This window comes from Mixta calida (assembly GCF_002953215.1).
Classification (GTDB): Bacteria; Pseudomonadota; Gammaproteobacteria; order Enterobacterales; family Enterobacteriaceae; genus Mixta; species Mixta calida.
In genome coordinates, this window is the sequence record NZ_CP026378.1 from 420105 (window position 1) to 446751 (window position 26647).

The window sequence follows — 26647 nt, forward strand, 5'->3', positions numbered from 1 at the left end:
CAAAACGGGCGACAGGGTAGCATAGTTAAGAAAGAGTCAGAATAAGGGGCGCATATCGGGCATCGTCGACAGTGTGTGGTTGAAGCACTTGTCGTAATAGTGCTGAATTTCCACGATGCGCTTGCGGTTGCGGTGGATGCGTTTCAGCGCCAGCAGGCCGTTGATCAACACGCTCAGACAGAGCGCCAGCAGCAGCAGCGAGGTGGCCAGATAGCGCCAGAGCGTCAGCATGTCGGGCTCGCTGTGCAGCGCGATATGCTGCGTGCCGTTGGCGTCGGTATGGATGTTGGTGATGATGCCCGCCGCGCTGAACGGGGTATGCAGCAGCATGCCCGCAAGACGTTGCAGCTCCTGCCACTGATCCGGCGCGTTGAAATCAAACAGCGAGACGGTCGGCTGCGGATGGTTCACCAGCTGGCGCCCCTCGTCACTGACAATCAGGAAACCGCCGGGAGGCGGACTGTTCAAGGCTTCCGCCGCGCGATGCGTTTCGCGATAGAAAAAGGTGGAGGTCGCGGTATTGACCAGGTTTTCCAGCGCTTCGGCGCTGACCGGGCGCAGCAGCACGTTCATGCCGTTAAGAGAGCCCGATCCGGCGCGCTGCACCAGCATTTCCCAGTCCTTGGCGTTGCCAAGGTTGACCAGCGCGTTTTTCAGCCGCACGCAATCCTGCGGCTGGCTGCAAAGATCCTGCGTTTTCAGCACCAGATCGGCGAAGTCGTCCAACAGAATCATGCCCGATTTCTGGATCGCGGTGGCCAGCTGCGGGTTAAGTTTGCTGTCGGCGCCGTTCTGCGGATGCAGCTGTTGATTGGTTAAATTGAGCAGGGCAGAGGCCTTATCGATGATTTCCGACTGCGGCAGCGGCAGCGGCGACGCCATATTCCAGTAGATGGCCGAGCAGTCGAAAGGCATAAAGGCATAGCTGCGGTTGCTCTGGTAGCTGGCGGGCACTGAACACATGCCGGTGCCGCTGACTTTTAAGCTGTCGCCGACGTGCAGGGTAGTGTCTTTCAGTTCGGCGACCGTATTGACCTGAATGCGTTCTGTGCCGGTGAGCCACGCCACGCTGAGCTTCAGCGGCATAGTCAACGGCACCCAGCTGATCAGCAGCGCCAGCACCAGCAGCGAGCCGCACGCCAGCACCATATTCTTTTTCCAGCGCTGAATGGGGAAATTACGCACCTCATCCTGTAACGACAGGAAGCGACCCTGACGCACCACCTGGCGGTTCAGATAGATATCCACATCGATAACTTGCCCCAGGTCGTGCGTGACGTAGGGCTGCCAGTGCGGCGGGTAGATGAGATCGATAATGCCGAGAGAGATGTTGTTGACCTGGCCCTGGTTCGATTCGCTGAACAACCCCCAGCGCTTCGGCGCACCGCGCAGACAGTGAATTTCGCGCAGATCATTCTCGCGGGGGCGGCGGTACATAAACCACAGGCTGACCAGAATCATCGACAGACTGGCGCTCACCAGCCACGGCATAAAAATCAGCGGCGTCAGCAGGCTGATCAGCAGCAGCAACAGGCCGCAGCAGATAACCGCCGCTTCACGCGTGCCGTCGCTGCGCGACAGGCGATGCTCCTCCGGCGTCTCTTTACGCACCTGAAGCAGCTCGACGTTTTCGCTCTGCTCCTGGCGGATCGAGGCGTTGGTGGCGCTGGGACGCACCATCGTCGGCAACATGCTCTGTTCGCCGGCGTAGTTGACCAGCGAATGACCGTTGAGGGAAATCACCAGCGGAATGGAATGGGTTTTAATCAGCTCAACGAAGTTCTCTTCGGCGATATACTGTTCCCATAGCGGCGGCAGATGAACCTCAAGCGCGTCGAGATAGTAACGCCACTTTTGCGGATCGTCGGTAGAGAGGCCGTAACGGGTGATGGCGCGGGTAACGGGATAAACTTTGTTGCTTTGCGAACTTAACGTCAGCATTTCCGGCGATGCGCTGGCGCCGCCGGGCTGGATAGTGCGCTGCTTCTTTGCCAGCGTATCGAGATAGCGTTCTACCGCTTCACGCTCTTCCGCCGTCAGATGACGGTGCGGCGGACTGATAAATGGCAGCGGCTTCGCCAAAGGCGGACGATGCCGCATAGCGTACCAAAAACAGACACCTGCGATAATTGAGCAGGTCAGCATTACACCCAGAATTATGATTATTGTGTTCATGCTATGCTCATTCCAGCCAAACTGCTGCCGTCACTATTCTTGCTCGCTCCGGGCTATGTTATAGGGAGTGTACTAATTTTGGCGGGATTGGGCAGTAGTGGCAACCAACCTGATGACTAAAATAGCGCACAAAATCATAAAATTAGAACTATCAGACAGAAATCCTTATTGAAATATTACCTGTCAGCTGTACAGGAAAATATCGGCATTATCCTATTTCTTTCTGGTGTGTTGACTTTGGCATAAATTTTTTTCCGCGTTCTCTACAAGCATTTGTTATAAAAAAGTAAATTAAACCATATGATGATTGGATTCCCGTGATGCCTGTCGCACAATGTCTTTTTGCCGAACTTGATGTCATGACGACGGCCGGCCGGCGATCATCAACCGCGCTTTATCTGGGGTCCCCATGTCTAGAGAATTAGAAAAGCCCAAAATTTTAAGTGTCGAGCCCGTTGCCCGTTCGCGCCTGTTTACCGTCGAGGCGGTGGATCTGGCGTTCAGCAACGGTGCGCGACGCGTTTATGAACGTATGCGGCCTTCAGAGCGCGAAGCGGTGATGATCGTGCCGATTATCGACAACCATCTGCTGCTGATTCAGGAATATGTGGTCGGCCTGGAAACCTATGAGCTGGGCTTCCCGAAAGGACTGATCGATCCCGGCGAGACGGTTTTCGAAGCGGCGAACCGGGAGCTGAAAGAGGAAGCGGGCTTCGGCGCGACCGAGCTGGCGTCGCTGAGCAAACTGACCATGGCGCCCTCTTATTTTTCCAGCAAAATGAATATTGTGGTGGCGGAAGGTCTCTACCCGGAAAAACTGGAAGGGGATGAGCCAGAGCCGCTGCCGGTGATCCGCTGGCCGCTGGAGAACCTGATGGCGCTGTTGCAGGAACCTGACTTTAACGAGGCGCGCAACGTCAGCGCGCTGTTCCTGGCGCGCGAGTGGTTGGTGAAACAGCAACGCCTCGCTTACTGAGGCGCGTGTTCCAGATGACGCGCAATAAAAAGGGGCGACCGTAGTCGCCCCTTTTTTTATGCCGAACCGTCAGAACAGCTCGTGGGTTTCGCCGTTGTCCATCAGCGTCGTGCCCACGTCATGAACAGAATATTCGGTAGGCTGCGTGCCTTCGATAAAATATTCCTGACGGGTATTGCCGCCGCCGTTAGCCAGTTTGCCGGTGCTGCGGTCAATGGTCACCGTCACGATACCCGGCGGCGGCGTCAGCGGCTGCTCCGGCACGCCGTCCAGCGCCGCCTTCATATAATCGTCCCAGGCTGGCTGCGCGCTCTTGGCGCCGCCTTCATAACCGGAAACCTGATCCTTCAGCGCGCCGGAGGCGGTGGTGCGCCCTAAATCGCGGCGGTGATCGTCGAAGCCGATCCAGACGGTAGTCACCACCCCAGGGCCGTAACCGGAGAACCAGGCGTCTTTCGAGCTGTTGGTGGTGCCGGTTTTACCGCCGATATCGTTGCGCTTCAGATCGCGCCCTGCGCGCCAGCCGGTGCCCATCCAGCCCGGCTCGCCGAAGATATTGGAGTTCAGCGCGCTTTTAATCAGGAATGAGAGCGGCGTATTGATCACATGCGGCGCGTACGGCTGCGACTCTGCGGCCTGCGCCGCGCCGACCTGTTGCAGCGCTGGCTGCGGGACGGCAGGATTGCGGTTTTGCTGCGACGTTGCGACGTTTTCCACGCTCTCCTCGCCCAGCGCGACCGCTTTTTTGGTCTCGCCGTAAATCACCGGCAGGTTGCACTCAGGGCAGGCGATGCGCGGTTTGGCTTCAAACAGCGTTTCGCCGTTCTCGTTTTCGATCTTCCTGATAAAGTAAGGGTCGACCAGGAAGCCGCCGTTGGCCATTACCGCATAGCCGCGCGCCATCTGCATCGGCGTAAAGGAGGCCGCGCCCAGCGCCAGCGACTCCGTGCGGACGATGTTTTGCGCCGGGAAGCCGAAACGTTGCAGATACTCTGCCGCGTAATCCACGCCCATTGCACGCATCGCGCGCACCATCACCACGTTTTTCGACTGTCCCAACCCCTGACGCAGGCGAATCGGGCCATCATAGGTCGCCGGGAGTTTTTGGGCCGCCAGTCGGAACCGGCGCCGGCATCCCAGCGTGAAATCGGCACGTCATTCAGAATCGATGCCAGCGTCAGGCCGCGATCCATCGCCGCAGTATAGAGGAAGGGCTTGATATTTGAGCCCACCTGACGCAGCGACTGCGTGACGCGGTTAAATTTACTTTGATTAAAGTCGAAGCCGCCGACCAGCGCACGCACGGCGCCGTCGTGCGGATCGAGAGAGACCAGCGAGGAGTTCACGTCCGGCACCTGCGCCAGCCACCAGTCATTATCTACTTTACGCACCCAAATCTGCTGACCCGGCTGCACCACCTGAGTCACGCTGCGCGGAACAGGGCCCTGCAACGTATCGGATTTGTAGGGGCGCGCCCAGCGCACGCCGTCCATCGTCAGCGAGACGCTGCTGCCGTCGCGCATCAGCGCGGTCGCTTCATTGCTGTTGGCGGAGGTGACAACGGCAGGCCAGAGCGGGCCGTAGACCGGTAGCGCTTTGAGCGTTTTCAGAATCTGCGTAGTGTCCCAGGCGGGTTCGCCTACTTTCCATAACACATTCGACGGGCCGCGATAGCCGTGACGCATATCGTAGGCCAGCACATTGTTGCGCACCGCTTCCTGCGCCGCCAGCTGCAGTTTGCGGGTCACGGTGGTGTAGACCTTGAAGCCGTCGCTATAGGCGTTTTCACCGTAGCGCTTCAGCATCTCCTGGCGCACCATCTCCGTCAGGTAGGGCGCGGAGAAGGCGATTTCAGGACCATGGTAGCTCGCTTCCAGCGGTTCGCTGCGCGCTTCGATATATTGCTGCTGCGAGATGTAGTTCTGATCGAGCATACGCGACAACACCACGTTCCGACGCGCCAGCGCGCGGGTGTGGGAATAGAGCGGGTTGAAAGTAGATGGCGCTTTCGGCAGCCCGGCGATCATCGCCATTTCGCTCAGGGTCAGCTGATCGATATTTTTACCGAAATAGACCTGTGCGGCGGCGCCGACGCCGTAAGCGCGGTAACCCAGATAGATCTTATTCAGATAGAGCTCAAGAATTTCATCTTTGCTGAGTAGCTGTTCAATGCGGATAGCGAGAAACGCTTCCTTAATTTTACGCATCAGCGTGCGTTCAGGACTGAGGAAGAAGTTACGCGCCAGCTGCTGAGTAATGGTACTGGCGCCCTGCGAGGCGTGCCCGGAGAGCAGCGCGACGCTGGCGGCGCGGAAAATGCCGATGGGATCGACGCCGTGATGTTCGTAGAAGCGGCTGTCCTCGGTAGCGATAAAGGCTTTAACCAGCTCAGGCGGCATCTGCGCCAGCGTCAAAGGGATGCGGCGCTTCTCGCCATACTGGGCGATAAGCTCACCATCGGCGCTGTAAACCTGCATTGGGGTTTGCAGACGAACATCCTTCAGCGTGTTCACATCCGGAAGCTGCGGCTCAATGTATTTGTACAACCCGTAAACCGAGCCGACGCCCAGCAAAATGCAACACACTGCAAGAATCAATAAATACTTTACGAACTTCACCTGAGATTTCCCATTTTATGTCGTTTGGGCAGTTTATAAACAATCGCGCGGTAGTATAAAGGCAAGCCAGACGCTTTGATACGTCCTTTTATATTATGACGATATGGAGATCGCGCAAAAATGGCTTTTCAGAAATGGCAGGTAGGGCTTGATATTCAGAACGGGCAACTCTGCGCTTTAGGCATTCAACGACGCCGCCATGGCTGGCAGCTGCGTCACTGGTGGCGCCATGCGCTGCCGCACGACACATTATCCCATGGCGCGCTGCAAGGGTCGCCGCAGCTGATCGCACTGCTGCGGCACTGGCGTCGTCAACTTCCCCGCTCAGTCTCTTTACGCGTAGGCTTTCCATCCCAGGCGGTGCTGCAACGCTACCTGCCTGCGCCCGTCCAAACGCTGCGCGAACCGGCGCTGGGGCGCTATGCCGCCGCTGCGGCGGAACGTCTTTTCCCGCTGGCGTCCAGCGAGCTGGCGCTGGATTACCGCGACGTTTCGCTGCCGCAGCGGCACCTTTGCCTGACCGCCGCGCGCCGGAGCGTGCTGCAACAGTGGCTGTCGACGCTGAAACAGGCCGGGCTGACGCCCGATGTGGTCGAGCTGACCTGCGGCGCGCTGGTGACCGTCGGCAAGCTGATGCGGTTGCCAGAGGATGCGGCGCTGATTCATCAGCTCAGCGACCACTGGCTGTGGTATATGCCCGCCCAGCCGGAGGCGGTTTCCGGCTGGGCGCCCGGCACGCTCTCGATGGAAAGCGAGGCGCTGGCGCAGATATTGCCTGGCGCGCGTCATCTCTGGTTTAGCGCCAGCCTGTCAGGAGAGACGCTGGCGGGGATGCAGCCGCTGCAGCCGTTAAGCCTGTTGCAGTTGATGCAGCCGCCGCTGCCCGACAGCAGCGGCTGCTTTACGCTTGCGCTCGGCCTGGCGCTGCGCGCGGAGGATTGCTACGAATGCGCGTGAACCTGTTGGACTGGCGCCAACGGGCGCTACGACGCCAGCTTCTGCGCTGGGGCAGGCTCAGCGTCGTGCTGGCGCTGATAATGCTGTCGACGCTGTTGCTGTGGCACCAGAGCCTGACGCTTGAGGCGCAACAGTGGCGGCAACAGCTGGCGCTGTGGCAAGCGGCACGGCAGCAGGCGCATCAGCTTACGCAGCGATATGCCGCATTACAGAAACAGGCGCGGATGTTGGAACAGCAAGCGACGCAGCGTCTGAGCAGACGCCAGCAGCTAACCGAATGGCAGACGTTAATGGCGCGGCTTGAGGCCAGCGTGCCGGACGAGCTGTGGCTGTCGGCGTTAACGCACCAGCAGCGTACGCTGCGTATCGAAGGGATGAGCTTCCACCCTGAAGCGACCCGCTTGTTGCACCAGCGGCTCCGGCAGCTGCCTTTTTTACAGCCCTGGCGCTCCGATGGCCTGCAAAAAAACGCTGTCGGCCTCTACCGCTTTATTCTCGTGGCAGGCAAAAGCGAGGTGAAAAATGAATAATGACTTTTTGCTGCGGTGGTTTGCGCTGCCGGAAAAGCTGCGCTGGCTTAGCCTGCTCGGATTGCTGCTCGGCCTGGCGCTGATCGTTCATTGGCTCTCGATAACGCCCGCGCGCGCTCAGCAGCAGCAGGCGAGGCGTGAGGCGGCGCAGCAGCGCCAGCAGTATCAACGGCAGTTAACGCCACTGCTGCGCCAGCCCGGACTACAGTCACTGGAGCTGCGCAACCAGCAGCGGCTAAAAGAGATGGTGCGTGACGGCGAGCCGTTCTCCCTCTATACGCTGCTGCGACGCAGCGGTGGCGAACTGGAGCAGTGGCGTCCAGGAGCGCGGGAGAGCCAGCTGCAGCTGTGGCTGAACTGGCAACAGCTAAAGCAGCTTTTCGCCTATCTGATTGCCTGTGAACCGGCGCCCGCACTGACCGCTTTTACAGTGCGGCGCAAGGATGCGCGGCTGCAAGCGACTTTTCACCTGGCGTTTGATGATGAAATTTCTCGGGATTAGCGGCCTGTTGCTCAGCTGCGCGCTAAACGCTGCCGCGCGCGATCCTTTCGCCGCGCCGCCGCCGCTCTGTGTATCGTCTGCCGAACCTTTAGCGCAGTGGCGGCTGCTGGGGATGGTCGGCAGGGATAAACGCTATATCGGCTGGCTGCGTTCAACGCAGGGCGAAGTCGTGCCCGTCGCGCATGGCAGCCCTTCGCCTTTTACAGGCTGGCGCATTGAGGAACTGACGCCGTTTCGTCTGACGCTCAGCGCGTCGTCGGGCTGTGTGCCGCAGCGGATAACGCTGCAAATTGAAGGAAAATAGTATGACAAGGCACGTCATTGCGTTGCTGCTGTTGCTCAGCGCCGCCGTTCATGGCCGCGAAGAACCGCTTTCTCTTGCCTTTCAGGATGCGCCTGTCGAGCAGGTACTACAGGCGCTGGCCGATTATCAACAGCTCAATTTAATGGTAGCGCCGGGCGTTGAGGGCGAAATTACGCTGCGCCTGCGCGATGTGCCCTGGCAGCAGGCGCTGACGCTGCTGGCGCGTATGGCGCGGCTGAAGATTGAGCGGGAAGAGGGCGTGCTGCTGGTGTTCCCGCAAGGCTGGCGGCGGGAGGAAGCCCTCGAGGAGGCGCAGCAGCAGCCGTTGCAGGACAGGGTGGTGGCGCTGCAACATGCGGATGTGAGCGCCGTTAACGCCAGCCTGCAGGCCGAACGCGCTAAGCTGATGACGGCGCGCGGCAGCATTACCGTGGACGCGCGCGCCAATTCGCTGCTGCTGCGCGACACGGCAACGGCGTTGAACAGCGTGACAGCGTGGATTCGCGCGCTGGACGTGCCGCTGGAGCAGGTTGAGCTGACGGCGCATATCGTCAGCATCAGCGAAGCGCATCTGCATGAGCTGGGCGTCAGCTGGCAACTTTCCGGCGAGGAGGCAATCAACCAGGCGCTGCGCAATCCCGCGCTGAACATTAATCTGGCCGCAGCGTCGCCCTCTCTCGCTGCGGGCCTGACGCTGGCGCGGCTGGACGGTCGCCTGCTCAATATGGAATTGAGCGCGCTGGAGCAGGAGAACCAGATTGAGATTATTGCCAGCCCCCATTTAATTACCGCGCATCAACAACCGGCCAGCATTAAGCAGGGAACGGAGATTCCTTATGAGGTTTCCAGCGGCAGCGACGGCGCCACCAGCATTGAGTTTAAAGAGGCGGTGCTGGGAATGGAGGTGACGCCGATCGTGCAGCCGAACGGCCGCATTCGCCTGGCGCTGCACATCAGTCAGAACGTACCGGGCCGCAATATCAACAATGGCGACAGAGAGATCCTGACAATTAATAAGCAGGAAATCACGACGCAGGTTACGCTTAAGGACGGTCAAACGGTGGCGTTGGGCGGCATATTTCAACAGGAATCATCGCGTAATCATGATAGAGTCCCCCTGTTGGGCGATATACCGCTGCTGGGCGCGCTTTTTCGTCATAAGATTCACAACGACACGCGTCGGGAGCTGGTGATTTTTATTACGCCGCGCCTGGTGCGCGAAGAGTAACCAGCAGCGCATTTTTTCCCGGCTGAGTATCATATGCGTTTGACGCAGGGGCGGAATTAGCTTACAAGGTTTAGCGATTTTGACTTATGGCAGGGCAAACGCAGTGTTTGTCGCCACGATACCGTGACAGGACGCTGCCTGAAGGGCGGCGGTTTTGACTCTTAGCGAACTGTGTGACGCGTGTTGGTTGCGTGTCCTGATCCGGGCAATTTATTCGGTTGCCAAACGACCTTGAGTGTTGAGATAATTTTTCATCTGACTCTCGCACTATCGCTCATGAGGTTTCAGTTCATGTCCCGCCAGCGGCCCGGCCGTTGCAGACGGGGTATCATCAACGCATTGTCTTAGTAATACCGAAAAAATGGCAGAGAAACGCAATATCTTTCTGGTTGGGCCTATGGGTGCCGGCAAAAGCACTATTGGTCGTCAGTTAGCTCAGCAACTCAATATGGAATTTTATGATTCCGATCAGGAAATTGAGCGACGTACCGGAGCGGATGTGGGCTGGGTGTTTGACGTTGAAGGCGAAGCAGGTTTTCGCGAACGTGAAGAAAAAATCATCAATGAACTCACAGAAAAACAGGGCATCGTGCTGGCTACCGGCGGCGGCTCTGTAAAATCCCGCGAAACTCGTAATCGTCTCTCCGCCCGTGGTGTTGTGGTCTATCTCGAAACCACTATTGAGAAGCAACTGGCGCGTACGCAGCGCGATAAAAAGCGTCCTTTATTACAGGTTGATACGCCGCCGCGCGAAGTGCTGGAAGCGCTGGCGGATGAACGTAATCCTCTGTATGAAGAGATCGCTGATGTCACCATCCGCACCGATGATCAAAGTGCGAAAGTGGTAGCTAATCAGATCATTAATTTACTGGAAAAGAACTAATTCATCGCCTGAGGGCATAGCGAAAAGGTTATACAGCGTCATGGAGAGGATCACCGTTACCCTTGGGGAGCGAAGCTACCCGATCACCATCGCCGCCGGTCTGTTTAACGAAGCGGCCGCCTTTTGGCCGTTGAAAGCAGGCGACCAGGCTATGCTGGTTACCAATGAAACGCTGGCTCTGCTCTATCTGGCCTCGCTGCGACAGCGGCTGGAGGACGCAGGGGTCAAGGTGGATCAGGTTATCCTTCCCGATGGCGAACAGTATAAAACCCTGGCGGTGATGGATCAGGTCTTTACCGCTCTGCTGCAAAAGCCTCACGGCCGCGACACCACGCTGGTGGCGCTGGGTGGCGGCGTAATCGGCGATTTGACCGGTTTCGCTGCGGCCAGCTATCAGCGCGGCGTGCGCTTTATTCAGGTGCCGACGACGCTGCTTTCCCAGGTTGATTCCTCCGTCGGAGGAAAAACGGCCGTCAATCATCCGCTGGGCAAAAACATGATCGGCGCGTTCTGGCAGCCGGCATCGGTGGTTATCGATCTCGACTGTCTGCGCAGCCTGCCGCCGCGCGAGTTGGCCTCCGGCATGGCCGAAGTCATCAAGTACGGCATTATTCTCGACGGCGACTTTTTCAGCTGGCTGGAACAAAATATCGATGCTCTGATGGCGCTGGATGACGCGACGATGGCGCAGTGTATTCGCCGTTGCTGCGAGCTGAAGGCGGAAGTCGTGGCGGCGGATGAGCGCGAGACTGGTCTACGGGCGCTGCTCAATCTGGGCCATACCTACGGACACGCCATCGAAGCGCATATGGGCTATGGCAACTGGCTGCACGGCGAAGCGGTAGCGGCCGGGATGGTGATGGCCGCGCGCACCGCGGAACGCCTGGGCCAGTTCAGCGCAGGCGATACTGACCGCATTATCCGCCTGTTGACGCGCGCCGGTCTGCCGGTTCACGGACCGGAGGCGATGACGGCGCAGGACTATCTGCCGCATATGTTGCGCGACAAAAAAGTGCTGGCGGGCGAGCTGCGTCTGGTGCTGCCGCTGGCTATCGGCAAAGCCGAGGTGCGCAGCGGCGTGGCGCATGATATTGTGCTTGCCGCAATTGAAGAGTGCCGTAAGGCGTGACAGTGATACAGGCCGCAGCCGGGAGAGGCTGGCGGCGTTTGCCGTAAGACGGGGAGGTTGAATGGATGAGTTTAAACCGGAAGACGAGTTAAAACCTGACACCAGCGATCGCCGTCCGACGCGGCCTCGCAAAACGTCTTCTGCGCCTGGAGCGAAAACGCCGGTATCGCGTCAGCGAATGATGATGGGCATTGGCGTGCTGGTGCTAGTGCTGTTGGTGATCGGCATTGGCTCCGCGCTGAACGGCCCGGATAGCGACAAGCCGACCGCGCAGTCAGGTTCTGGCGCAGCCAGCGGCGGCGCTGAACGCAATATCGATCTTTCCGGCTCGACGCCGATGGGCGGCCAGAATAACGGCGCGCCGAACGACGTGGCATCGCAGTCACCTCAGCCGGTTTCCGTTCCGCCCGTTTCCTCTACGCCGACCCAGGCAGCGCCGATTGAATCGCCGCAGAATCAGCAGCGCGTCGAACTGCCTGGCGATCTTAACAATGCCCTGACCAATCAACAGGGAGAGATGGATTCCGCCGCGCAGAGCGCGATGGGCGGCAGTTCTCTGCCGACCGCGCCGGCAACGGTCAGTGGCGGCAATAGCGGCAACCTCAACAGCAATCACGTTGTCTCCGCGCCGCGTCAGAGCAGCGCCCAGAACAGCGTAAAACCCGCGCAGACGCATAAGCCAGCCGCCAGCCAGTCGTCCGCGAAAGCGAACAATGCGCCGACCGCGAAGCTGAGCGGCAAGCCTGCCGCCAACAGCAGCGCCCCTTCCGCGTCAGCCACGAGCCAGAGTACGCCGGGCGGCAGCTATACATTGCAGCTGAGCAGCGCCTCACGTTCCGATACGCTGAACGCGTGGGCGAAAAAACAGAATCTGAGTAACTACCATGTCTATCAAACCACCCGCAACGGTCAGCCATGGTACGTGCTGGTAAGCGGCTCGTATGCCACGCCAGCCGATGCTAAGCGCGCCGTTGCCTCGCTGCCGGCGGAAGTCCAGGCGCAAAAGCCCTGGGTTAAGCCTGTCAGTCAGGTGAAGAAAGAGGCGGGACGCTAAGCGGATTTCCGCAGCTGTTCCTGCGGCGGCGCACTCTGGCAGCGCGTCGTCTCAGCCGGTTCGACGGCCCTTAAGATGGCAACCTGGTTGCCATCTTTGCTGTCAGAAGGATTCATAAGCGCAGATATGCTGTCGCTATAGCCACAGCCAGATGAACAGAAGTAACCAAAACGACGGCATGAAAAAACATCGCGCTTTCCTGAAATGGGCGGGCGGCAAATATCCGCTGTTAGAGGATATTCGTCGTCATTTGCCGCAAGGCGACTGTCTGGTCGAGCCTTTTGTCGGCGCTGGCTCGGTGTTTCTTAACACCGATTATCCGCGCTATGTGCTGGCAGACATCAATAACGATCTGATCAGCCTGTATAACATCGTTAAAGGGCGCACCGCCGAGTTCGTCGATGACGCGCGCCAGCTTTTTACGCCGCGCAGCAACGAGGCGGACGCTTACTACACGCACCGCAGCGAGTTTAATGCCAGTAGCGATGCTTATCAGCGCGCGCTGCTGTTTCTCTATCTCAATCGCCACGGCTATAACGGCCTGTGTCGTTACAACCTGCGCGGCGAGTTCAACGTGCCTTTTGGCCGCTACCGCAAGCCCTATTTTCCAGAGGAAGAGCTCTACGGCTTCGCTGAGCGCGCGCAAAAAGCTACCTTTGTCTGTGAATCGTACGATGTTACCCTGAGCAAGGCGCAGGCGGGATCGGTGGTCTATTGCGATCCGCCCTATGCGCCGCTGTCGACGACGGCAAATTTTACCGCCTACCATACCAACAGCTTCAGCCTGCGCGAGCAGCAGCATCTCGCGGAGCTGGCGGTCAAACTGGCGCAGGAGAGCTGCATTCCGGTGCTGATTTCCAATCACGATACCGAGCTGACGCGGCTCTGGTACCAGGAGGCGGCGCTGCATGTGGTTAAAGCACGCCGCTCAATCAGCAGAAGCATGAGTGGTCGCACCAAAGTAGACGAGCTGCTGGCGCTGTTTAGCTAGCCGGTTTCGTCCGCGACCAGCGCAATCTGTCAGTAGTGTTACTGGCGCATACAGTGGGAGATACGGATGAAACGATTTTTGCTGGCCCCTTCAATTCTCGCAGCGGATTTTGCCCGCCTGGGCGAAGACGCCGCGAAAGCGCTGGCTGCGGGCGGCGACGTGGTGCATTTCGACGTGATGGATAACCATTATGTGCCCAACCTGACGATGGGGCCGATGGTGTTGAAAGCGCTGCGCGACTATGGCATTACCGCGCCGATTGACGTGCACCTGATGGTGAAGCCGGTCGACAGCCTGATCCCTCAGTTCGCCGAAGCGGGCGCCAGTTATATTACGTTTCACCCGGAAGCCAGCGAGCATATCGACCGCAGCCTGCAGCTGATCAAAGAGCACGGCTGTAAGGCGGGGCTGGTGTTCAATCCGGCTACGCCGCTGAGCTACCTGGACTATGTGATGGACAAGCTGGACATCATCCTGATTATGTCGGTCAATCCTGGCTTCGGCGGTCAGTCTTTTATTCCTGGCACGCTGGACAAGCTGCGCGAGGCGCGCAAGCGCATTGACGAGAGCGGCTACGATATCCGTCTTGAAGTGGACGGCGGCGTGAAGGTGGAGAACATCGCAGAAATCGCGGCGGCGGGCGCGGATATGTTCGTCGCTGGCTCGGCGATTTTTGGCCAGCCCGACTACAAGGAAGTGATCGACGCGATGCGCAATGAACTGGAGAAGAGTCGTCATGGCGCGTTTCACTGATATTCGTGCGCTGGCGTTCGATCTTGACGGTACGCTGGTGGACAGCGTGCCTGGCCTTGCCGATGCGATCGACCTGGCGCTTAATGCCCTGCAATTGCCCGCTGCGGGCGCGGCGCGGGTAGCGACCTGGATCGGCAACGGCGCCGATGTGATGGTCGAACGCGCGCTGTGCTGGGCACAACAGCGCCAGCCCGACGCCGAACTGCTGCGCGAAGCCAGAGCGCTGTTCGATAAATATTATGCCGACACGGCGGAAGCGGGCACCACGCTGTTTCCGCATGTGGCGCAAACGCTGGAGAAGTTGGCCGCCGCGAAGCTGCCGCTGGCGCTGGTGACCAATAAGCCGACGCCCTTCGTGGCGCCGCTGCTGCGCTCGCTCGGCATAGAACACTGCTTCTCTCTGGTGATCGGCGGTGATGACGTGGCGGCGAAAAAACCGCATCCGGCGCCGCTGTTTTTAGTATTAGGCAAGTTTGGCCTGCTGCCACAGGAGTTGCTGTTTGTCGGCGATTCCAGTAATGATATTCTGGCGGCAAAAGCGGCTGGCTGCCCCTGCGTGGGCATGTCGTTCGGCTATAACTACGGCGAGCCTATCGCCACCAGCGAACCGGATCTGGTTCTGGACGATTTCAACGATCTTATGCCCGCTTTGGGGCGGTAATTATCAGGATGTAAAAGCATGAGCAAACCCATCGTATTTAGCGGCGCACAGCCCTCCGGCGAACTGACCATTGGTAACTACATGGGAGCTATGCGTCAGTGGGTCCAGATGCAGGACGATTATCACTGCATTTACTGTATCGTCGATCTGCACGCAATTACCGTTCGTCAGGATCCCGCCGCGTTGCGCAAAGCCACGCTGGATACGCTGGCGCTCTATCTGGCGTGCGGCATTGACCCGCAGAAAAGCACCATTTTCGTACAGTCGCACGTGCCGGAGCATACGCAGCTGAGCTGGGTGCTGAACTGCTACGCCTATTTCGGCGAACTGAGCCGCATGACCCAGTTCAAAGATAAATCCGCCCGCTATGCAGAGAACATCAACGCCGGCCTGTTTGATTATCCGGTGCTGATGGCGGCGGATATTCTGCTTTATCAAACCAACCAGGTGCCGGTCGGCGAAGATCAGAAACAGCATCTGGAGCTGAGCCGCGATATCGCCCAACGCTTCAACGCCATCTATGGCGAGGTGTTCAAGGTGCCGGAGCCGTTTATTCCGAAATCGGGCGCGCGCGTGATGTCGCTGCTGGAGCCGACGAAGAAGATGTCCAAGTCGGACGATAACCGCAACAACGTGATCGGCCTGCTGGAAGATCCGAAAGCGGTGGTGAAGAAGATCAAGCGCGCGGTAACCGACTCCGACGAGCCGCCGGTGGTGCGTTACGACGTGCAGAATAAGGCGGGCGTTTCTAACCTGCTGGATATTCTCTCCGCCATTTCCGGTAAAAGCATCAGCCAGCTGGAGCAGGAGTTCGAAGGGAAAATGTACGGCCACCTGAAAGGCGAAGTGGCCGAGGCGGTCTCCGGCATGCTGAGCGAGCTGCAGACGCGCTATCAGCGTTACCGCGAAGATGAGGCTTTCCTGCAGCAGGTGATGCGTGACGGCGCGGCGAAAGCGCGCGCGCATGCGCAGGAAACGCTAAAGAAAGTCTACGAGGCGGTAGGCTTCGTCGCGCAGCCGTAAGCGACGCAGGGCGGCCAGGCCGCTGCGTCCTGATAGCTGTTTCGCATAACAAAAGGGCGCCTTAGCGGCGCCCTTTTTTATCGTCTGCGTTGAGGTTAAAACCAGCGCAGCGTATCGCGCAGCGCAACCACCTGACCAACGATAATCAGGCTTGGGCTATTGACCTGCGCCGCCAGCGTTTCCAGCTGATGCAGTTCGCCGCACACCACGCGCTGACGCGTGCTGGTGCCGTTTTCCACCAGCGCCACCGGCATGGAAGCCGCCATGCCGTGCGCCTGTAGTTGCTGTTGGATCTCGCCTGCCTGTGACAGCCCCATATAGAAGACCAGCGTCTGCTGCTCCGCCGCCAGGTTGGCCCAGTCCAGGGCAAAGTCCTGTTTGCGATGGCCGGTAACGAAGCGCACGCTGTGCGCATGGTCGCGGTGCGTCAGCGGAATGCCGCTGTAGGCCGAGCAGCCGGAGGCGGCGGTAATGCCGGGCACTACCGAGAAGGGAATATTGCTGCCGGCCAGCATCTCCAGCTCCTCGCCGCCGCGTCCAAAGATAAAAGGATCGCCACCTTTCAGCCGCACCACACGCTTGCCGCGCTGCGCCTGCTGCAACAGGATCTGATTGATCTCCTCCTGCGGCACGCAGTGATGACCGGCGCGCTTGCCGACGAAAATCCGCTCCGCATCGCGGCGCGCCAGCGCCAGGACCTCATCGGAGACCAGGCGATCGTAGACCACGATATCCGCCTGCTGAATCTGTTGCAGCCCCTTCAGCGTCAGCAGCCCGGCGTCGCCCGGCCCGGCGCCGACCAGCACCACTTCGCCGCGGTTATCCAGCGGCTGCGCGAACAGCGCATCGGTCAGCGCCTCCGCCTGCTGCGCGTCGTTATTGGCCAACGACTGCGCCAGACGATCGCTGACAAACAGCTTTTCCCAGAAACGGCGGCGTTCCGCGCCGGTGCGGTAGTGCTGTTTCACCCGTTCGCGCAGCGTGCCCGCCAGCGTTGCCAGCTTGCCGAGATGCTGCGGTAACAGCGCCTCCAGCTTCTCCCGCAGCAGACGAGCCAGCACCGGCGCGCGTCCCCCGGAGGAGACGGCGATCATCAGCGGCGAGCGGTCGATAATCGAAGGCATAATGGCGCTGGCCTGAGTCGGCGCGTCCACCACATTGCAAAACAGACGGCGCGCTTCCGCCGCATCGCTCACCTGTTGATTGACCTTTTCATCGCTGGTGGCGGCAATCACCAGCCAGCATTCATCCAGCAGCTCAGGGGAGAAGGGCTGTTGTAAGAGCGCGGCTTCGCCCGTCTGCTGCCATTCATAAAAAGGCGCGCTGAATGTCAGGGCGCAAACCCGCAGCCGGGCGCCGGCGTCCAGCAGCAGACGCGCTTTGCGTGCGGCGACCTCGCCCGCGCCAACCAGCAAACAGACTTTGCCGCGCAGCTGACAGAATAAAGGTAGGTAATCCATGGTGTTCTCCGACGTAGCGGTTTGATTTTGTTATGGTTTGCAGGTGATGCGGCGCACGATGTGCGCCGCGGGCAGGAATAAACGGAACCTTATCTTTGCGGCAGACGGCCTTAGTCGCAGGCGACTTCTACCTGGCCCTCCCGCACGCGTACTGGCCAGCTGCGGACAGAGTGGCTGGAATCTTCCATGCAGAGTCCGTCACGCAGACGGAAGCGCTGTTTTTTCAGCGGGCTGGCGACCCACAACTCCTGCTGATGCTCGGCGATAATGCCGCGCGACAGCACGCTCGCTTGGGCGAAGGGATCGATGTTGCTGATGGCGTACAGCTCTTCATCCGCACGCGGACGGAAGATAGCGACCTGTTCGCCGTCGACCAGCGCGCAAACGCCGGTCGCGGGCAGGATGGCCTCTAATTTACAGATGGATTGCCAGCGGCTCATGCCTGCTCCTCCTCTTCAATCAGTTTCACCTCGATGCGCTCATAAGGGCGGGCCGGACGATGCTGTCCGCGCTCTGCCACCATCTGCACCAGCGGATCGCGCTGCGGGCTATTGATAAAGTGCGCGAATCGCGTCTGGCGTTCTGGCTGGTCAAGCGTCGCTTTCCATTCACACACCACGCGGCTGCGCAGCTGCGCCATTTCCGCCTCCAGCTGCTCGTTAAGACCCAGCTTGTCATCAATAATGATACTGCGCACGTAGTCGATGCCGCCTTCGAGGCTTTCCAGCCACAGAGAGGTGCGTTGCAGTTTATCGGCGGTGCGGATATAGAACATCATAAAGCGATCGAGATAGCGCACCAGCGTCTCTTTATCGAGATCGGCCGCCAGCAGATCGGCATGACGCGGTTTCATGCCGCCGTTGCCGCAAACGTAGAGATTCCAGCCTTTATCGGTAGCGATAATGCCGACATCTTTACCCTGCGCCTCCGCGCATTCGCGCGTACAGCCGGAGACGCCGAATTTCATTTTGTGCGGCGTGCGGATGCCCTTATAACGGTTTTCCAGCTCGATGCCGAAGCCGAGGCTGTCGCCGACGCCGTAGCGGCACCAGGTGCTACCGATACAGGTTTTCGCCATGCGCAGCGCCTTAGCGTAGGCGTGGCCGGTTTCAAAGCCCGCTTCGATCAGCTGGCTCCAGATGGCCGGCAGGTCATCTTTCTGCGCGCCGAACAGGCCGATGCGCTGCGAGCCGGTGATTTTGGTGTAGAGGTTATACTGACGCGCGATTTTTCCGATAGCCACCAGTCCTTCGGGGCTGATCTCGCCGCCGGCGGAGCGCGGAATAACCGAATAGGTGCCGTCTTTCTGGATATTGCCGAGGAAGTTGTCGTTGCTGTCCTGCAACGGCGTATGCTGCGGTTCCAGCACATAGTCGTTCCAGCAGGAGGCGAGCAGGGAGCCCACGGTCGGTTTACAGACTTCGCAGCCGTAGCCCTGACCATATTTGCTCAACAGCTCGTCGAAACTCTTAATGCCTTCCACGCGGATCAGATGATAAAGCTCCTGACGCGACCAGGCGAAGTGCTCGCACAGGTGGTTGTTGACTTCAATGCCCTGGCGGCTCAGCTCGGCGTTCAGCACCTGCGTGATCAGCGGGACGCAGCCGCCACAGCCGGTGCCAGCGCGGGTTTCAGTTTTAATGGCGGCGACGGTGTGGCAGCCTTTGGCCACGGCCTGAATGATATCGCCTTTCGATACGTCGAAGCAGGAACAGATCTGCGCGCTGTCCGGCAGCGATTCGACGCCCAGCGCCGGTTTTTCGCCGCCCGCATGGGAAGGCAGAATCAGGCTGTCGGGATGCTCCGGCAGTTTAATCTGGTTCAGCATCAGTTGCAGCAGTTGACCATAGTCGCTGGTGTCGCCGACCAGCACCGCGCCCAGCAGATACTGGTTATCGGGGCTGACCACCAAACGTTTGTAGACGCCGGTCTGCTCATTCAGGTAAACGTAGCTGCGCGCGCCCGGCGTGCGACCGTGCGCGTCGCCGATGCCGCCGACGTCCACGCCCAGCAGCTTCAGCTTGGCGCTCATGTCCGCCCCGCTGAACCGGTTGGCGCGGCCCAACAGATGATCGCTGGCGACCTGCGCCATTTTGTAGCCCGGCGCCACCAGGCCGAAGATTTTCTCGTTCCAGGCGGCGCATTCGCCAATAGCGTAGATGTCCGGGTCGGCGCTCTGGCAGAAATCATTAATCTGGATGCCGCCGCGCGGCCCTACCGGCAGATCGCACTGGCGCGCCAGCTTGTCCTGCGCGCGGATGCCGGTGGAGAAGACGATGAAATCGACGTCGAGGCTGGTGCCATCGGCGAATTCCAGCGTTTTGCCTGCCGCATGGTGAGCGATATTCTGCGTATTTTTGCTGGTGTGAACCCGCACGCCCATCTGCTCGATTTTCTGGCGCAGCTGGTTGCCGCCCTGTACGTCGAGCTGTTCAGCCATCAATACCGGCGCGAACTCGATGACGTGGGTTTCCACGCCAAGGTTTTTCAGCGCGCCCGCCGCTTCCAGACCCAGCAGGCCGCCGCCGATCACCGCGCCGCTTTTGCTGCGGCGCGCGCACTCTTCAATCGCGTTCAGATCTTCGATGGTGCGATAGACGAAACAGTCCGGGCCGTCGGAGCCTTTAATCGGCGGGATCCACGGCCAGGAGCCGGTGGCGAGGATCAGTTTGTCATACTGCACGGCGCGGCCGCTGCTGGAGTGGATCACCTTTTCCTTGCGGTTAAGGGTGATCGCCCGCTCGCCAAGCAGTACACGAACGCCATGTTTTTCATAATAGCCTTCACGTACCAGCGAAAGTTCTTCAGCGGTATGGTGAGAGAAGTATGCGGAAAGATGGACGCGGTCGTAAGCCACACGCGGTTCTTCACAGAAGACGGTAATGTCGAACTGGCCCGGTTCGGCTTTATCGATCAGTTCCTCAATGAAGCGGTGGCCAACCATGCCATTACCAATGATGGCGAGTTTGACAATGCTCATTTTTGCCTCAAATTTGATCTAATTGGGGCAACAATAGCGCGATTGTTAGCAAGCTTATTGATGTGCATCAATTGAGCAGCAAAATACTCCTTTAGTAGTATGCTATTGATTTCAGGAGTATTTTATTAATCCAGTTATTATCCGCAACTTAGCGTAAAGCGCAACTTTATCCCGCTGCGCTAAATCGTGTTAGCCTGATTTCAGCGTTCTAATACTAAGGAGCCCGATATGGCAGTTAGTGAACTGCGCAGCATAAACCGCCTGCGTTTGCCGGGTCGCGACGGCCTGTGGCAAATTGCCATCGCCGACGGCAAGATTGCTCAGATAGTGCCGCAGCCTGCGCGTTTTGAAGCGAGTGAAACGGCGCTGGACGCGGAAGGCGGCATCGCCTGGCCGCCCTTTGTCGAGCCGCATATCCATCTGGACACGACGCAGACCGCCGGAGAGCCTTCATGGAACCAGTCGGGCACGCTGTTTGAGGGCATCGAGCGCTGGGCCGAACGCAAGGCGCAGCTGACCGTTGAGGATGTGAAGCGCCGCGCGACGCAAACCCTGAAGTGGCAGGTTGCGCAGGGCGTGCAATATGTGCGCACTCACGTGGACGTCTCCGATCCCAGCCTGACCGCGCTGCGGGCGCTGCTGGCGCTGAAGCAGGAGATGGCGCCCTGGATCACGCTGCAGCTGGTCGCTTTTCCGCAGGAGGGTATTCTCTCTTATCCCGACGGCGCGGCGCTGTTGGAAGAGGCGCTGCGGCTGGGCGCGGACGTGGTGGGCGCCATTCCGCACTACGAGTTTACCCGCGAATATGGCGTAGAATCGCTGCATATCGCCTTCGCGCTGGCGCAGAAGTATCAGCGTCAGGTTGATGTGCACTGCGATGAAATCGACGATGAGCAGTCGCGATTTGTGGAAACCGTGGCGGCGCTGGCGCACAGGGAAAAGATGGGCGCGCGCGTGACCGCCAGCCATACCACCGCGATGCACTCTTATAACGGCGCCTATACGTCGCGTCTGTTTCGGCTGTTGAAGCTCTCCGGCATTAATTTCGTCGCTAATCCGCTGGTCAATATTCATCTGCAGGGGCGTTTTGACGACTATCCGAAGCGGCGTGGCGTGACGCGAGTCAAAGAGATGCTGGAGGCGGGCATTAATGTCTGCTTCGGTCATGACGACGTGTTCGATCCCTGGTATCCGCTCGGCACCGCCAGCATGCTGCAGGTGCTGCATATGGGGCTGCATGTCTGTCAGCTGATGGGTTATGAGCAGATCGATAATGGCCTGAATCTGGTGACGCACCACAGCGCGAAAACGTTACAGCTGGATGATTACGGTATTCAGGTCGGCAACGGCGCGAACCTGATTATCCTGCCAGCGGAAAGCGGCTTCGATGCGGTGCGGCGTCAGGTGACGGCGCGCTATTCCGTGCGTCAGGGAAAGGTGATTGCCGCCACCGAACCGGCGCGGACGCAGATCTGGCTGCCGGAGGCGGAAGACGTCGATTTTAAGCGGCAGAGATAGAGAACGGGCGAAACCGATCGGTTTCGCCCAAAGAGATTAATGCCCGGCGTGGCCGTTCTGACGATGCTTAGAGACAAAGCCCAGCAGCAGACACATAACAAACACCACGGCGTAGAGGCCGTTTGCGGTCGCCAGCGCCGCGTGCGCGCCGCCTTTCGCCACGATAGGGCCGGTCACCACGAAAGTCAGCATGGTGCCGACGGTGCCGCAGGTCAGGATAAAGTTCACCAGCTTCGGCGAAGAGACTTTCGTCTGCTGCGAGCCGAGAGTGATGATAGTGGTGTAAATCGCGCTGGAGAAGAAGCCCAGGCCGATAATGATCCACTTCAGCATGCCCGGTTCGGTGCTGCTAACGAACCAGTACATTAGCAGGGTCGCCAGCGCCGCCAGCACCATCAGAATACGTTGCAGATCGAAGAAGCGCAGGATGAAGCTGAACGCCCACATGCCGATCATATAAGAGGTCCAGAAGTTGCCTACCAGCTGACCGGCGGCGCTGATATCCATGCCCATGGATTTAGTGGCGTATTCCGGCACCCAGGAGATAAAGCCCAGCTGGCCCAGGATATAGCAGAGCGCGGCGATAGAAAGCAGCAGTACGCCCACGCCCCATTTCTCTTTGGCGACCGGCTGCGCGTCATGCTGTTTTTTGCCCAGAACCGGGAATTCAACGGTCAGCGTCAGCAGGAAAATCGCCAGATAAATGACGCCAATGCAGACATAAACCCAGTACCACGGCAAATGGCGCGCCAGCAGCATGCCGGCAATCACCGGGAAAACCGTACCGGCCATGCTGAAGAAGGAGTCGGTAAACAGCAGACGCGATCCGCGCTGACGACCTTCATAAATATGGGTGATCAGGAAGGTGCCGATCGACATGGTAATGCCGCTTACTACGCCCAGCACGAACATACAGACAGAGAACACCGCCAGGCTGTGGCTGGTCATCAGGCCCAGCACCGCCAGCAACATCAGCACGAAGCCGAAGATCAGCTGACGCTTCAGCGGCACGATCTCCATCAGCCAGGCATTAAGGAATACCGCAACCAGGATACCGGTATTGAGGAAGGTGAAGGTATTGCTCATTTCAGAAACCGGAAGCTGGAAATAGTTAGCGATATCGCCTAAAACCATCCCGGTGACAATGACCAGTGCGCCGGTGAGCGCATAGGAAAAGAAACTGATCCACGTCAGTCCAATGCGGTTACGATTTGTCATAGTTGGGGAACCTTGAGCCTAAGGGAGCCTGTCTGAAACAGCACAGGGAGTAGTCGACGGGAAGTGTAAAGAAATTTCATCCGCGATCAAACTAACGATGAAATTACCTTTATTCATTTCATCAATACTGTGATGTGAATCACCCTTTAACGGGCAGACGTTAACGTTTGCGTAGCACGTCGCATTAAGTAAATAAAGGTAAAACGCTGGCTCTTGCTCAACATGCTCTTTACAATCAATTTCGTTTTGATTTTGTGGCCTCAGTAAGGAATCATTCATGGTGAAACGTACTTTGACAGCGGTCGCGGCACTCTTCGCGCTGTCCACTTTTTCCGCTCCTGGTTTTGCTGCGCAGGGCGATACGCACGTCCTCCTGACCACCTCCGCCGGTAATATCGAACTTGAACTGAATAACCAGAAAGCACCGGTGTCGGTTAAGAATTTTGTTGATTACGTCAACAGCGGCTTTTACAACAATACGACTTTTCATCGCGTGATCCCCGGCTTTATGATCCAGGGCGGCGGCTTCACCACTGATATGCAGCAGAAACCTGTTAACGCGCCGATTAAAAACGAAGCGGACAACGGCCTGCGTAATACGCGCGGTACTATCGCCATGGCGCGCACCGCTGAGAAAGACAGCGCCACCAGCCAGTTCTTTATTAACGTCACCGACAACGCCTTCCTCGACCACGGTCAGCGCGACTTTGGCTATGCCGTCTTCGGCAAAGTGGTAAAAGGCATGGAGGTCGCCGACAAGATTTCTCAGGTGCCGACTAAAAATATCGGCCCTTATCAAAATGTTCCCAGCAAGCCGGTTGTGATCCTCTCCGCGAAAGTCCTGCCGTAAGCATTAAGCCGTCGCGTCTGCGGCGGCTACCTCCTCCCGTCAGCAGACCGGCGTTTTGCTGCTTATACTTAGGTCATTCATTCCCTGACCGGAGGCAGTATGCCAACAAAACTGACCGAAAAGCAGAAGGCGACGCTGTGGCAACGGCGGCGCAACGCCAACTTTCTGGCCAGTAGCAAACTGGAAGGCTTATCGTTTATCGAAGTAACGCTGGATGCCGAACAGGCCGGCGAGCGCTTGCAGGCGCTACGGAGGCAATATGGCGGCTAACGCAATGAACGGGCGCGATCCCTACTACTGGCAAAACGACGATGTGCTGCGCAACCGGCTGGATATTCATGACGCCGCCCAGTTACAAAAAGCGGAGGTGGCATTTACCTCGCTACGCGCCGCGACCATCGAACTGGGACCGCGTAATCTGGGCTTCCCTTATCTTTGCGCCATCCACCGCACCCTGTTTCAGGATCTTTATGAATGGGCGGGCGAGATCCGCGAAATCGATCTTTACCTCGGCGACACGCCTTTCTGCCACTTTGAATATATTGAGAAAGAAGGCAACGCGCTGATGGATGCGCTGGAGGAGGAGAACGGCCTGGCCGATCTGCCTTTCGAGCAGTTCGTGGCGCGGCTGGCGCACTACTACTGTGAAATCAATATGCTGCATCCGTTTCGCGACGGCAACGGCCGCGCGCAGCGTCTTTTCTTCGAGCAGCTGATTATTCACGCCGGCTACGATATCGACTGGAGCAAGACTGAACGCGACGCCTGGCTTAAAGCCAATGAAGAGAGCGTGCGCGGCGATCTGGACGGGCTAATCAATATCTTCGCCAACGTAGTGAGCGAGCCGGAGTAAGCGCGTAGAATAGCGGCGTTTTGGTTCAGCCCGGAGCAAACATGCTGCTGCTTATCGATAATTACGACTCTTTCACCTGGAACCTGTATCAGTACTTCTGCGAGCTGGATGCGGAAGTACTGGTGCGCCGCAATGATGAAATCGCCCTGGCGGAGATGCAGTCGTTGCCGCTGACCCACCTGGTTATCTCCCCCGGCCCCTGTACGCCTGACGAATCAGGCATCTCCCTTGACGCTATTCGCGCTTTTGCCGGCAAGCTGCCGGTACTGGGCGTTTGTCTTGGGCATCAGGCGCTGGCGCAGGTGTTCGGCGCGCGCGTGGTGCGCGCCCGTCAGGTGATGCACGGTAAAACGTCCGCTATCGCGCACCAGCAGCGCGGCGTTTTTGCCGGGCTGGCGCAGCCGTTAACCGTAACCCGCTACCATTCGCTGATTGTGGAAAAAGAGACGCTGCCGGAGACGCTGGAGGTAACCGCCTGGAGCCTGCGCGACGGCGAGCCTGATGAGATTATGGGCCTGCGGCATAAGACGCTGGATGTAGAGGGCGTGCAGTTTCATCCGGAGAGTATTCTGAGCCAGCAGGGGCATGAACTGTTGGCGAATTTTCTGCGCCGTCGGCCCAACCTATAAGCGCTGCACGAATTTGTTTGACTTATTATGCATATTTATTGATTATTTTTTCACTCAATGGTTATGTGTAAGCAGACGAGGTAGGGAATGGCAGCGGAAAAAATGGCGGTAACGCGGGATACGTTTGATAAAGTGATTTTGCCTGTTTATGCACCAGCGCAGTTTGTGCCGGTGAAAGGAAAGGGCAGCCGAGTATGGGATCAGCAGGGGAAAGAGTATATCGATTTTTCCGGCGGCATCGCGGTGACCGCGCTGGGTCACTGTCATCCTGCGCTGGTAGAGGCGCTGAAAACGCAGGGTGAAACGCTGTGGCATACCAGCAACGTGTTTACCAACGAGCCAGCGCTGCGACTTGCCAGCAAGCTGATCGCCGCTACCTTCGCCGAACGTGTATTCTTTGCTAACTCCGGCGCCGAAGCGAACGAGGCCGCCTTCAAGCTGGCGCGCTACTATGCGGCGACGCGCCACAGCCCCTACAAAAGTAAGATTATCGCTTTCCATAATGCCTTCCATGGCCGCACGCTGTTTACCGTTTCCGTCGGCGGCCAGCCTAAATATTCCGACGGCTTTGGTCCAAAACCCGCCGATATCGTTCACGTTCCCTTTAACGATCTTGAGGCGGTGAAGGCGGTGATTGACGATCATACCTGCGCCATCGTAGTGGAGCCGATTCAGGGCGAAGGCGGCGTAACGCCCGCGACCGCAGCCTTTATGCAGGGGCTGCGTCAGCTGTGCGACGAGCATCAGGCGCTGCTGGTGTTGGATGAGGTACAGAGCGGCATGGGACGCAGCGGCAAGCTGTTCGCCTATCAGCACTACGGCATACAGCCCGACATCCTCACTACAGCGAAGGCGCTGGGCGGCGGCTTCCCGGTCAGCGCCATGCTGACCACCGATAAAATCGCCTCGGCGATGGCGCCGGGCGTTCATGGCACCACCTACGGCGGCAACCCGCTTGCCTGCGCAGTGGCGGAAGCGGCGCTGGATATTATTAACACGCCACAGGTGCTGGAGGGCGTAACCGCACGTCGTCAGCGCTTTATCGAGGCGCTGGAAGCGATCAACGCGAAGCTGGATCTGTTTAGCGAGATTCGCGGCAAAGGGCTGCTGATCGGCGCGCAGCTGAAGCCGCAGCATAAAGGCAAGGCGCGCGATATTCTGCATGCGGCGGCGGAAGAAGGCGTAATGGTGTTGACCGCAGGCACCGAGGTTATTCGCTTCGCCCCGTCGCTGGTGATCCCGCTGGCGGATATCGGCGATGGCATGGCGCGCTTCGCCCGTGCGGCGGAAAAGGCGCTGAATGCCGCTTGAATGGCCTTGTTAAGGAAGCGCCCGGCGTAAAGCCTGCGTCCCGG

Annotated in this window: 24 protein-coding genes and 1 pseudogene; 19 read left to right on the forward strand and 6 right to left on the reverse strand. The window is 58.6% G+C overall.

Going from position 1 to position 26647, the window contains the following annotated elements; translation table 11 throughout:
• Window positions 1–36: 36 nt before the first annotated feature.
• A complete protein-coding gene (locus C2E16_RS01850) occupies window positions 37–2175 on the reverse strand; it encodes an intracellular growth attenuator family protein (RefSeq protein ID WP_038629703.1) in 2139 nt (712 codons plus the stop codon).
• 409 nt (window positions 2176–2584) lie between these two features.
• Here C2E16_RS01850 and nudE point away from each other — a divergent pair, with 409 nt between their 5' ends.
• Window positions 2585–3151, forward strand: a complete 567-nt coding sequence (gene nudE / locus C2E16_RS01855) for an ADP compounds hydrolase NudE (protein ID WP_038629704.1) — start codon at window positions 2585–2587, stop codon at window positions 3149–3151.
• Window positions 3152–3220: 69 nt separating this feature from the next.
• On the opposite strand, the pseudogene mrcA reads toward nudE, so the two are convergent.
• A pseudogene (gene mrcA / locus C2E16_RS01860) lies at window positions 3221–5769 on the reverse strand (peptidoglycan glycosyltransferase/peptidoglycan DD-transpeptidase MrcA).
• Between the two features lie 120 nt (window positions 5770–5889).
• On the opposite strand from mrcA, the gene pilM reads away from it, so the two are divergent.
• The 12 genes from pilM to trpS all read left to right on the forward strand — a co-directional run bounded on the left by pilM (window position 5890) and on the right by trpS (window position 15784).
• Window positions 5890–6726 carry a pilus assembly protein PilM gene (gene pilM / locus C2E16_RS01865; protein WP_038629706.1) on the forward strand — a complete coding sequence of 279 codons (837 nt, stop codon included), beginning with the start codon at window positions 5890–5892 and terminating at the stop codon, window positions 6724–6726.
• On the forward strand, window positions 6717–7256 hold the full coding sequence (locus C2E16_RS01870) for a PilN domain-containing protein (RefSeq protein WP_084970203.1): 540 nt from the start codon (window positions 6717–6719) through the stop codon (window positions 7254–7256). Before pilM ends, C2E16_RS01870 begins: the two co-directional genes overlap by 10 nt.
• Window positions 7249–7758, forward strand: coding sequence for a HofO family protein (locus C2E16_RS01875; RefSeq protein WP_052133996.1), 510 nt, complete (start codon window positions 7249–7251; stop codon window positions 7756–7758). The genes C2E16_RS01870 and C2E16_RS01875 overlap by 8 nt, the downstream gene beginning before the upstream one ends.
• Window positions 7736–8062 (forward strand): HofP DNA utilization family protein, encoded by a 327-nt coding sequence (locus C2E16_RS01880; protein ID WP_038629708.1) that lies wholly within the window; start codon window positions 7736–7738, stop codon window positions 8060–8062. The genes C2E16_RS01875 and C2E16_RS01880 overlap by 23 nt, the downstream gene beginning before the upstream one ends.
• Window position 8063: 1 nt before the next feature.
• A complete protein-coding gene (hofQ, locus tag C2E16_RS01885; RefSeq protein ID WP_071883730.1) occupies window positions 8064–9290 on the forward strand; it encodes a DNA uptake porin HofQ in 1227 nt (408 codons plus the stop codon).
• A 361-nt stretch (window positions 9291–9651) separates the two neighbouring features.
• Window positions 9652–10173, forward strand: coding sequence for a shikimate kinase AroK (aroK, locus tag C2E16_RS01890; protein ID WP_038629709.1), 522 nt, complete (start codon window positions 9652–9654; stop codon window positions 10171–10173).
• 40 nt (window positions 10174–10213) lie between these two features.
• Entirely contained in the window at window positions 10214–11302 is a 1089-nt protein-coding gene (gene aroB / locus C2E16_RS01895) for a 3-dehydroquinate synthase (RefSeq protein ID WP_084970202.1), read from the forward strand.
• 61 nt (window positions 11303–11363) lie between these two features.
• Window positions 11364–12356, forward strand: a complete 993-nt coding sequence (locus C2E16_RS01900; protein ID WP_084970201.1) for an SPOR domain-containing protein — start codon at window positions 11364–11366, stop codon at window positions 12354–12356.
• A gap of 178 nt (window positions 12357–12534) precedes the next feature.
• A complete protein-coding gene (gene dam, locus C2E16_RS01905) occupies window positions 12535–13347 on the forward strand; it encodes an adenine-specific DNA-methyltransferase (protein ID WP_038629713.1) in 813 nt (270 codons plus the stop codon).
• Window positions 13348–13413: 66 nt separating this feature from the next.
• Complete coding sequence (gene rpe / locus C2E16_RS01910) at window positions 13414–14100, forward strand: ribulose-phosphate 3-epimerase (RefSeq protein WP_038629714.1); 687 nt, start codon at window positions 13414–13416, stop codon at window positions 14098–14100.
• Window positions 14084–14761 (forward strand): phosphoglycolate phosphatase, encoded by a 678-nt coding sequence (locus C2E16_RS01915; protein ID WP_084970200.1) that lies wholly within the window; start codon window positions 14084–14086, stop codon window positions 14759–14761. The genes rpe and C2E16_RS01915 overlap by 17 nt, the downstream gene beginning before the upstream one ends.
• Before the next feature lie 18 nt (window positions 14762–14779).
• Window positions 14780–15784, forward strand: a complete 1005-nt coding sequence (gene trpS, locus C2E16_RS01920) for a tryptophan--tRNA ligase (protein ID WP_038629717.1) — start codon at window positions 14780–14782, stop codon at window positions 15782–15784.
• A gap of 95 nt (window positions 15785–15879) precedes the next feature.
• On the opposite strand, the gene cysG is transcribed toward trpS, so the two are convergent.
• The 3 genes from cysG to nirB form a co-directional block, all read right to left on the reverse strand.
• A complete protein-coding gene (gene cysG, locus C2E16_RS01925; RefSeq protein WP_084970199.1) occupies window positions 15880–17244 on the reverse strand; it encodes a siroheme synthase CysG in 1365 nt (454 codons plus the stop codon).
• Window positions 17245–17354: 110 nt separating this feature from the next.
• Window positions 17355–17684, reverse strand: coding sequence for a nitrite reductase small subunit NirD (nirD, locus tag C2E16_RS01930; RefSeq protein ID WP_084970198.1), 330 nt, complete (start codon window positions 17682–17684; stop codon window positions 17355–17357).
• On the reverse strand, window positions 17681–20224 hold the full coding sequence (gene nirB / locus C2E16_RS01935; RefSeq protein ID WP_038629720.1) for a nitrite reductase large subunit NirB: 2544 nt from the start codon (window positions 20222–20224) through the stop codon (window positions 17681–17683). The genes nirD and nirB overlap by 4 nt, the downstream gene beginning before the upstream one ends.
• Before the next feature lie 228 nt (window positions 20225–20452).
• Between nirB and C2E16_RS01940 the strand changes: the two genes are divergently transcribed.
• Entirely contained in the window at window positions 20453–21742 is a 1290-nt protein-coding gene (locus C2E16_RS01940) for a cytosine deaminase (protein ID WP_084970197.1), read from the forward strand.
• A gap of 36 nt (window positions 21743–21778) precedes the next feature.
• On the opposite strand, the gene tsgA is transcribed toward C2E16_RS01940, so the two are convergent.
• On the reverse strand, window positions 21779–22960 hold the full coding sequence (tsgA, locus tag C2E16_RS01945; protein WP_084970196.1) for an MFS transporter TsgA: 1182 nt from the start codon (window positions 22958–22960) through the stop codon (window positions 21779–21781).
• A 277-nt stretch (window positions 22961–23237) separates the two neighbouring features.
• Here tsgA and ppiA point away from each other — a divergent pair, with 277 nt between their 5' ends.
• The 5 genes from ppiA (at window position 23238) to argD (ending at window position 26603) form a co-directional block, all read left to right on the forward strand.
• Complete coding sequence (gene ppiA / locus C2E16_RS01950) at window positions 23238–23810, forward strand: peptidylprolyl isomerase A (RefSeq protein ID WP_038629723.1); 573 nt, start codon at window positions 23238–23240, stop codon at window positions 23808–23810.
• A gap of 99 nt (window positions 23811–23909) precedes the next feature.
• On the forward strand, window positions 23910–24080 hold the full coding sequence (locus C2E16_RS01955) for a YhfG family protein (RefSeq protein ID WP_071883731.1): 171 nt from the start codon (window positions 23910–23912) through the stop codon (window positions 24078–24080).
• Window positions 24070–24663: a putative adenosine monophosphate-protein transferase Fic gene (locus C2E16_RS01960; protein WP_038629724.1), complete on the forward strand. Its 594-nt coding sequence runs from the start codon at window positions 24070–24072 to the stop codon at window positions 24661–24663. The genes C2E16_RS01955 and C2E16_RS01960 overlap by 11 nt, the downstream gene beginning before the upstream one ends.
• Before the next feature lie 41 nt (window positions 24664–24704).
• On the forward strand, window positions 24705–25292 hold the full coding sequence (locus tag C2E16_RS01965; RefSeq protein ID WP_038629725.1) for an aminodeoxychorismate synthase component II: 588 nt from the start codon (window positions 24705–24707) through the stop codon (window positions 25290–25292).
• A gap of 87 nt (window positions 25293–25379) precedes the next feature.
• Window positions 25380–26603 (forward strand): bifunctional acetylornithine/succinyldiaminopimelate transaminase, encoded by a 1224-nt coding sequence (gene argD / locus C2E16_RS01970; protein WP_038629726.1) that lies wholly within the window; start codon window positions 25380–25382, stop codon window positions 26601–26603.
• Window positions 26604–26647: the final 44 nt, after the last annotated feature.

Coding starts and splice junctions, on each gene's coding strand:
- C2E16_RS01850 (WP_038629703.1), bottom strand. CDS start 2,175: ATGAACACAATAATCATAATTCTGGGTGTAATGCTGACCTGCTCAATT.
- nudE (WP_038629704.1), top strand. CDS start 2,585: ATGTCTAGAGAATTAGAAAAGCCCAAAATTTTAAGTGTCGAGCCCGTT.
- pilM (WP_038629706.1), top strand. CDS start 5,890: ATGGCTTTTCAGAAATGGCAGGTAGGGCTTGATATTCAGAACGGGCAA.
- C2E16_RS01870 (WP_084970203.1), top strand. CDS start 6,717: ATGCGCGTGAACCTGTTGGACTGGCGCCAACGGGCGCTACGACGCCAG.
- C2E16_RS01875 (WP_052133996.1), top strand. CDS start 7,249: ATGAATAATGACTTTTTGCTGCGGTGGTTTGCGCTGCCGGAAAAGCTG.
- C2E16_RS01880 (WP_038629708.1), top strand. CDS start 7,736: ATGATGAAATTTCTCGGGATTAGCGGCCTGTTGCTCAGCTGCGCGCTA.
- hofQ (WP_071883730.1), top strand. CDS start 8,064: ATGACAAGGCACGTCATTGCGTTGCTGCTGTTGCTCAGCGCCGCCGTT.
- aroK (WP_038629709.1), top strand. CDS start 9,652: ATGGCAGAGAAACGCAATATCTTTCTGGTTGGGCCTATGGGTGCCGGC.
- aroB (WP_084970202.1), top strand. CDS start 10,214: ATGGAGAGGATCACCGTTACCCTTGGGGAGCGAAGCTACCCGATCACC.
- C2E16_RS01900 (WP_084970201.1), top strand. CDS start 11,364: ATGGATGAGTTTAAACCGGAAGACGAGTTAAAACCTGACACCAGCGAT.
- dam (WP_038629713.1), top strand. CDS start 12,535: ATGAAAAAACATCGCGCTTTCCTGAAATGGGCGGGCGGCAAATATCCG.
- rpe (WP_038629714.1), top strand. CDS start 13,414: ATGAAACGATTTTTGCTGGCCCCTTCAATTCTCGCAGCGGATTTTGCC.
- C2E16_RS01915 (WP_084970200.1), top strand. CDS start 14,084: ATGGCGCGTTTCACTGATATTCGTGCGCTGGCGTTCGATCTTGACGGT.
- trpS (WP_038629717.1), top strand. CDS start 14,780: ATGAGCAAACCCATCGTATTTAGCGGCGCACAGCCCTCCGGCGAACTG.
- cysG (WP_084970199.1), bottom strand. CDS start 17,244: ATGGATTACCTACCTTTATTCTGTCAGCTGCGCGGCAAAGTCTGTTTG.
- nirD (WP_084970198.1), bottom strand. CDS start 17,684: ATGAGCCGCTGGCAATCCATCTGTAAATTAGAGGCCATCCTGCCCGCG.
- nirB (WP_038629720.1), bottom strand. CDS start 20,224: ATGAGCATTGTCAAACTCGCCATCATTGGTAATGGCATGGTTGGCCAC.
- C2E16_RS01940 (WP_084970197.1), top strand. CDS start 20,453: ATGGCAGTTAGTGAACTGCGCAGCATAAACCGCCTGCGTTTGCCGGGT.
- tsgA (WP_084970196.1), bottom strand. CDS start 22,960: ATGACAAATCGTAACCGCATTGGACTGACGTGGATCAGTTTCTTTTCC.
- ppiA (WP_038629723.1), top strand. CDS start 23,238: ATGGTGAAACGTACTTTGACAGCGGTCGCGGCACTCTTCGCGCTGTCC.
- C2E16_RS01955 (WP_071883731.1), top strand. CDS start 23,910: ATGCCAACAAAACTGACCGAAAAGCAGAAGGCGACGCTGTGGCAACGG.
- C2E16_RS01960 (WP_038629724.1), top strand. CDS start 24,070: ATGGCGGCTAACGCAATGAACGGGCGCGATCCCTACTACTGGCAAAAC.
- C2E16_RS01965 (WP_038629725.1), top strand. CDS start 24,705: ATGCTGCTGCTTATCGATAATTACGACTCTTTCACCTGGAACCTGTAT.
- argD (WP_038629726.1), top strand. CDS start 25,380: ATGGCAGCGGAAAAAATGGCGGTAACGCGGGATACGTTTGATAAAGTG.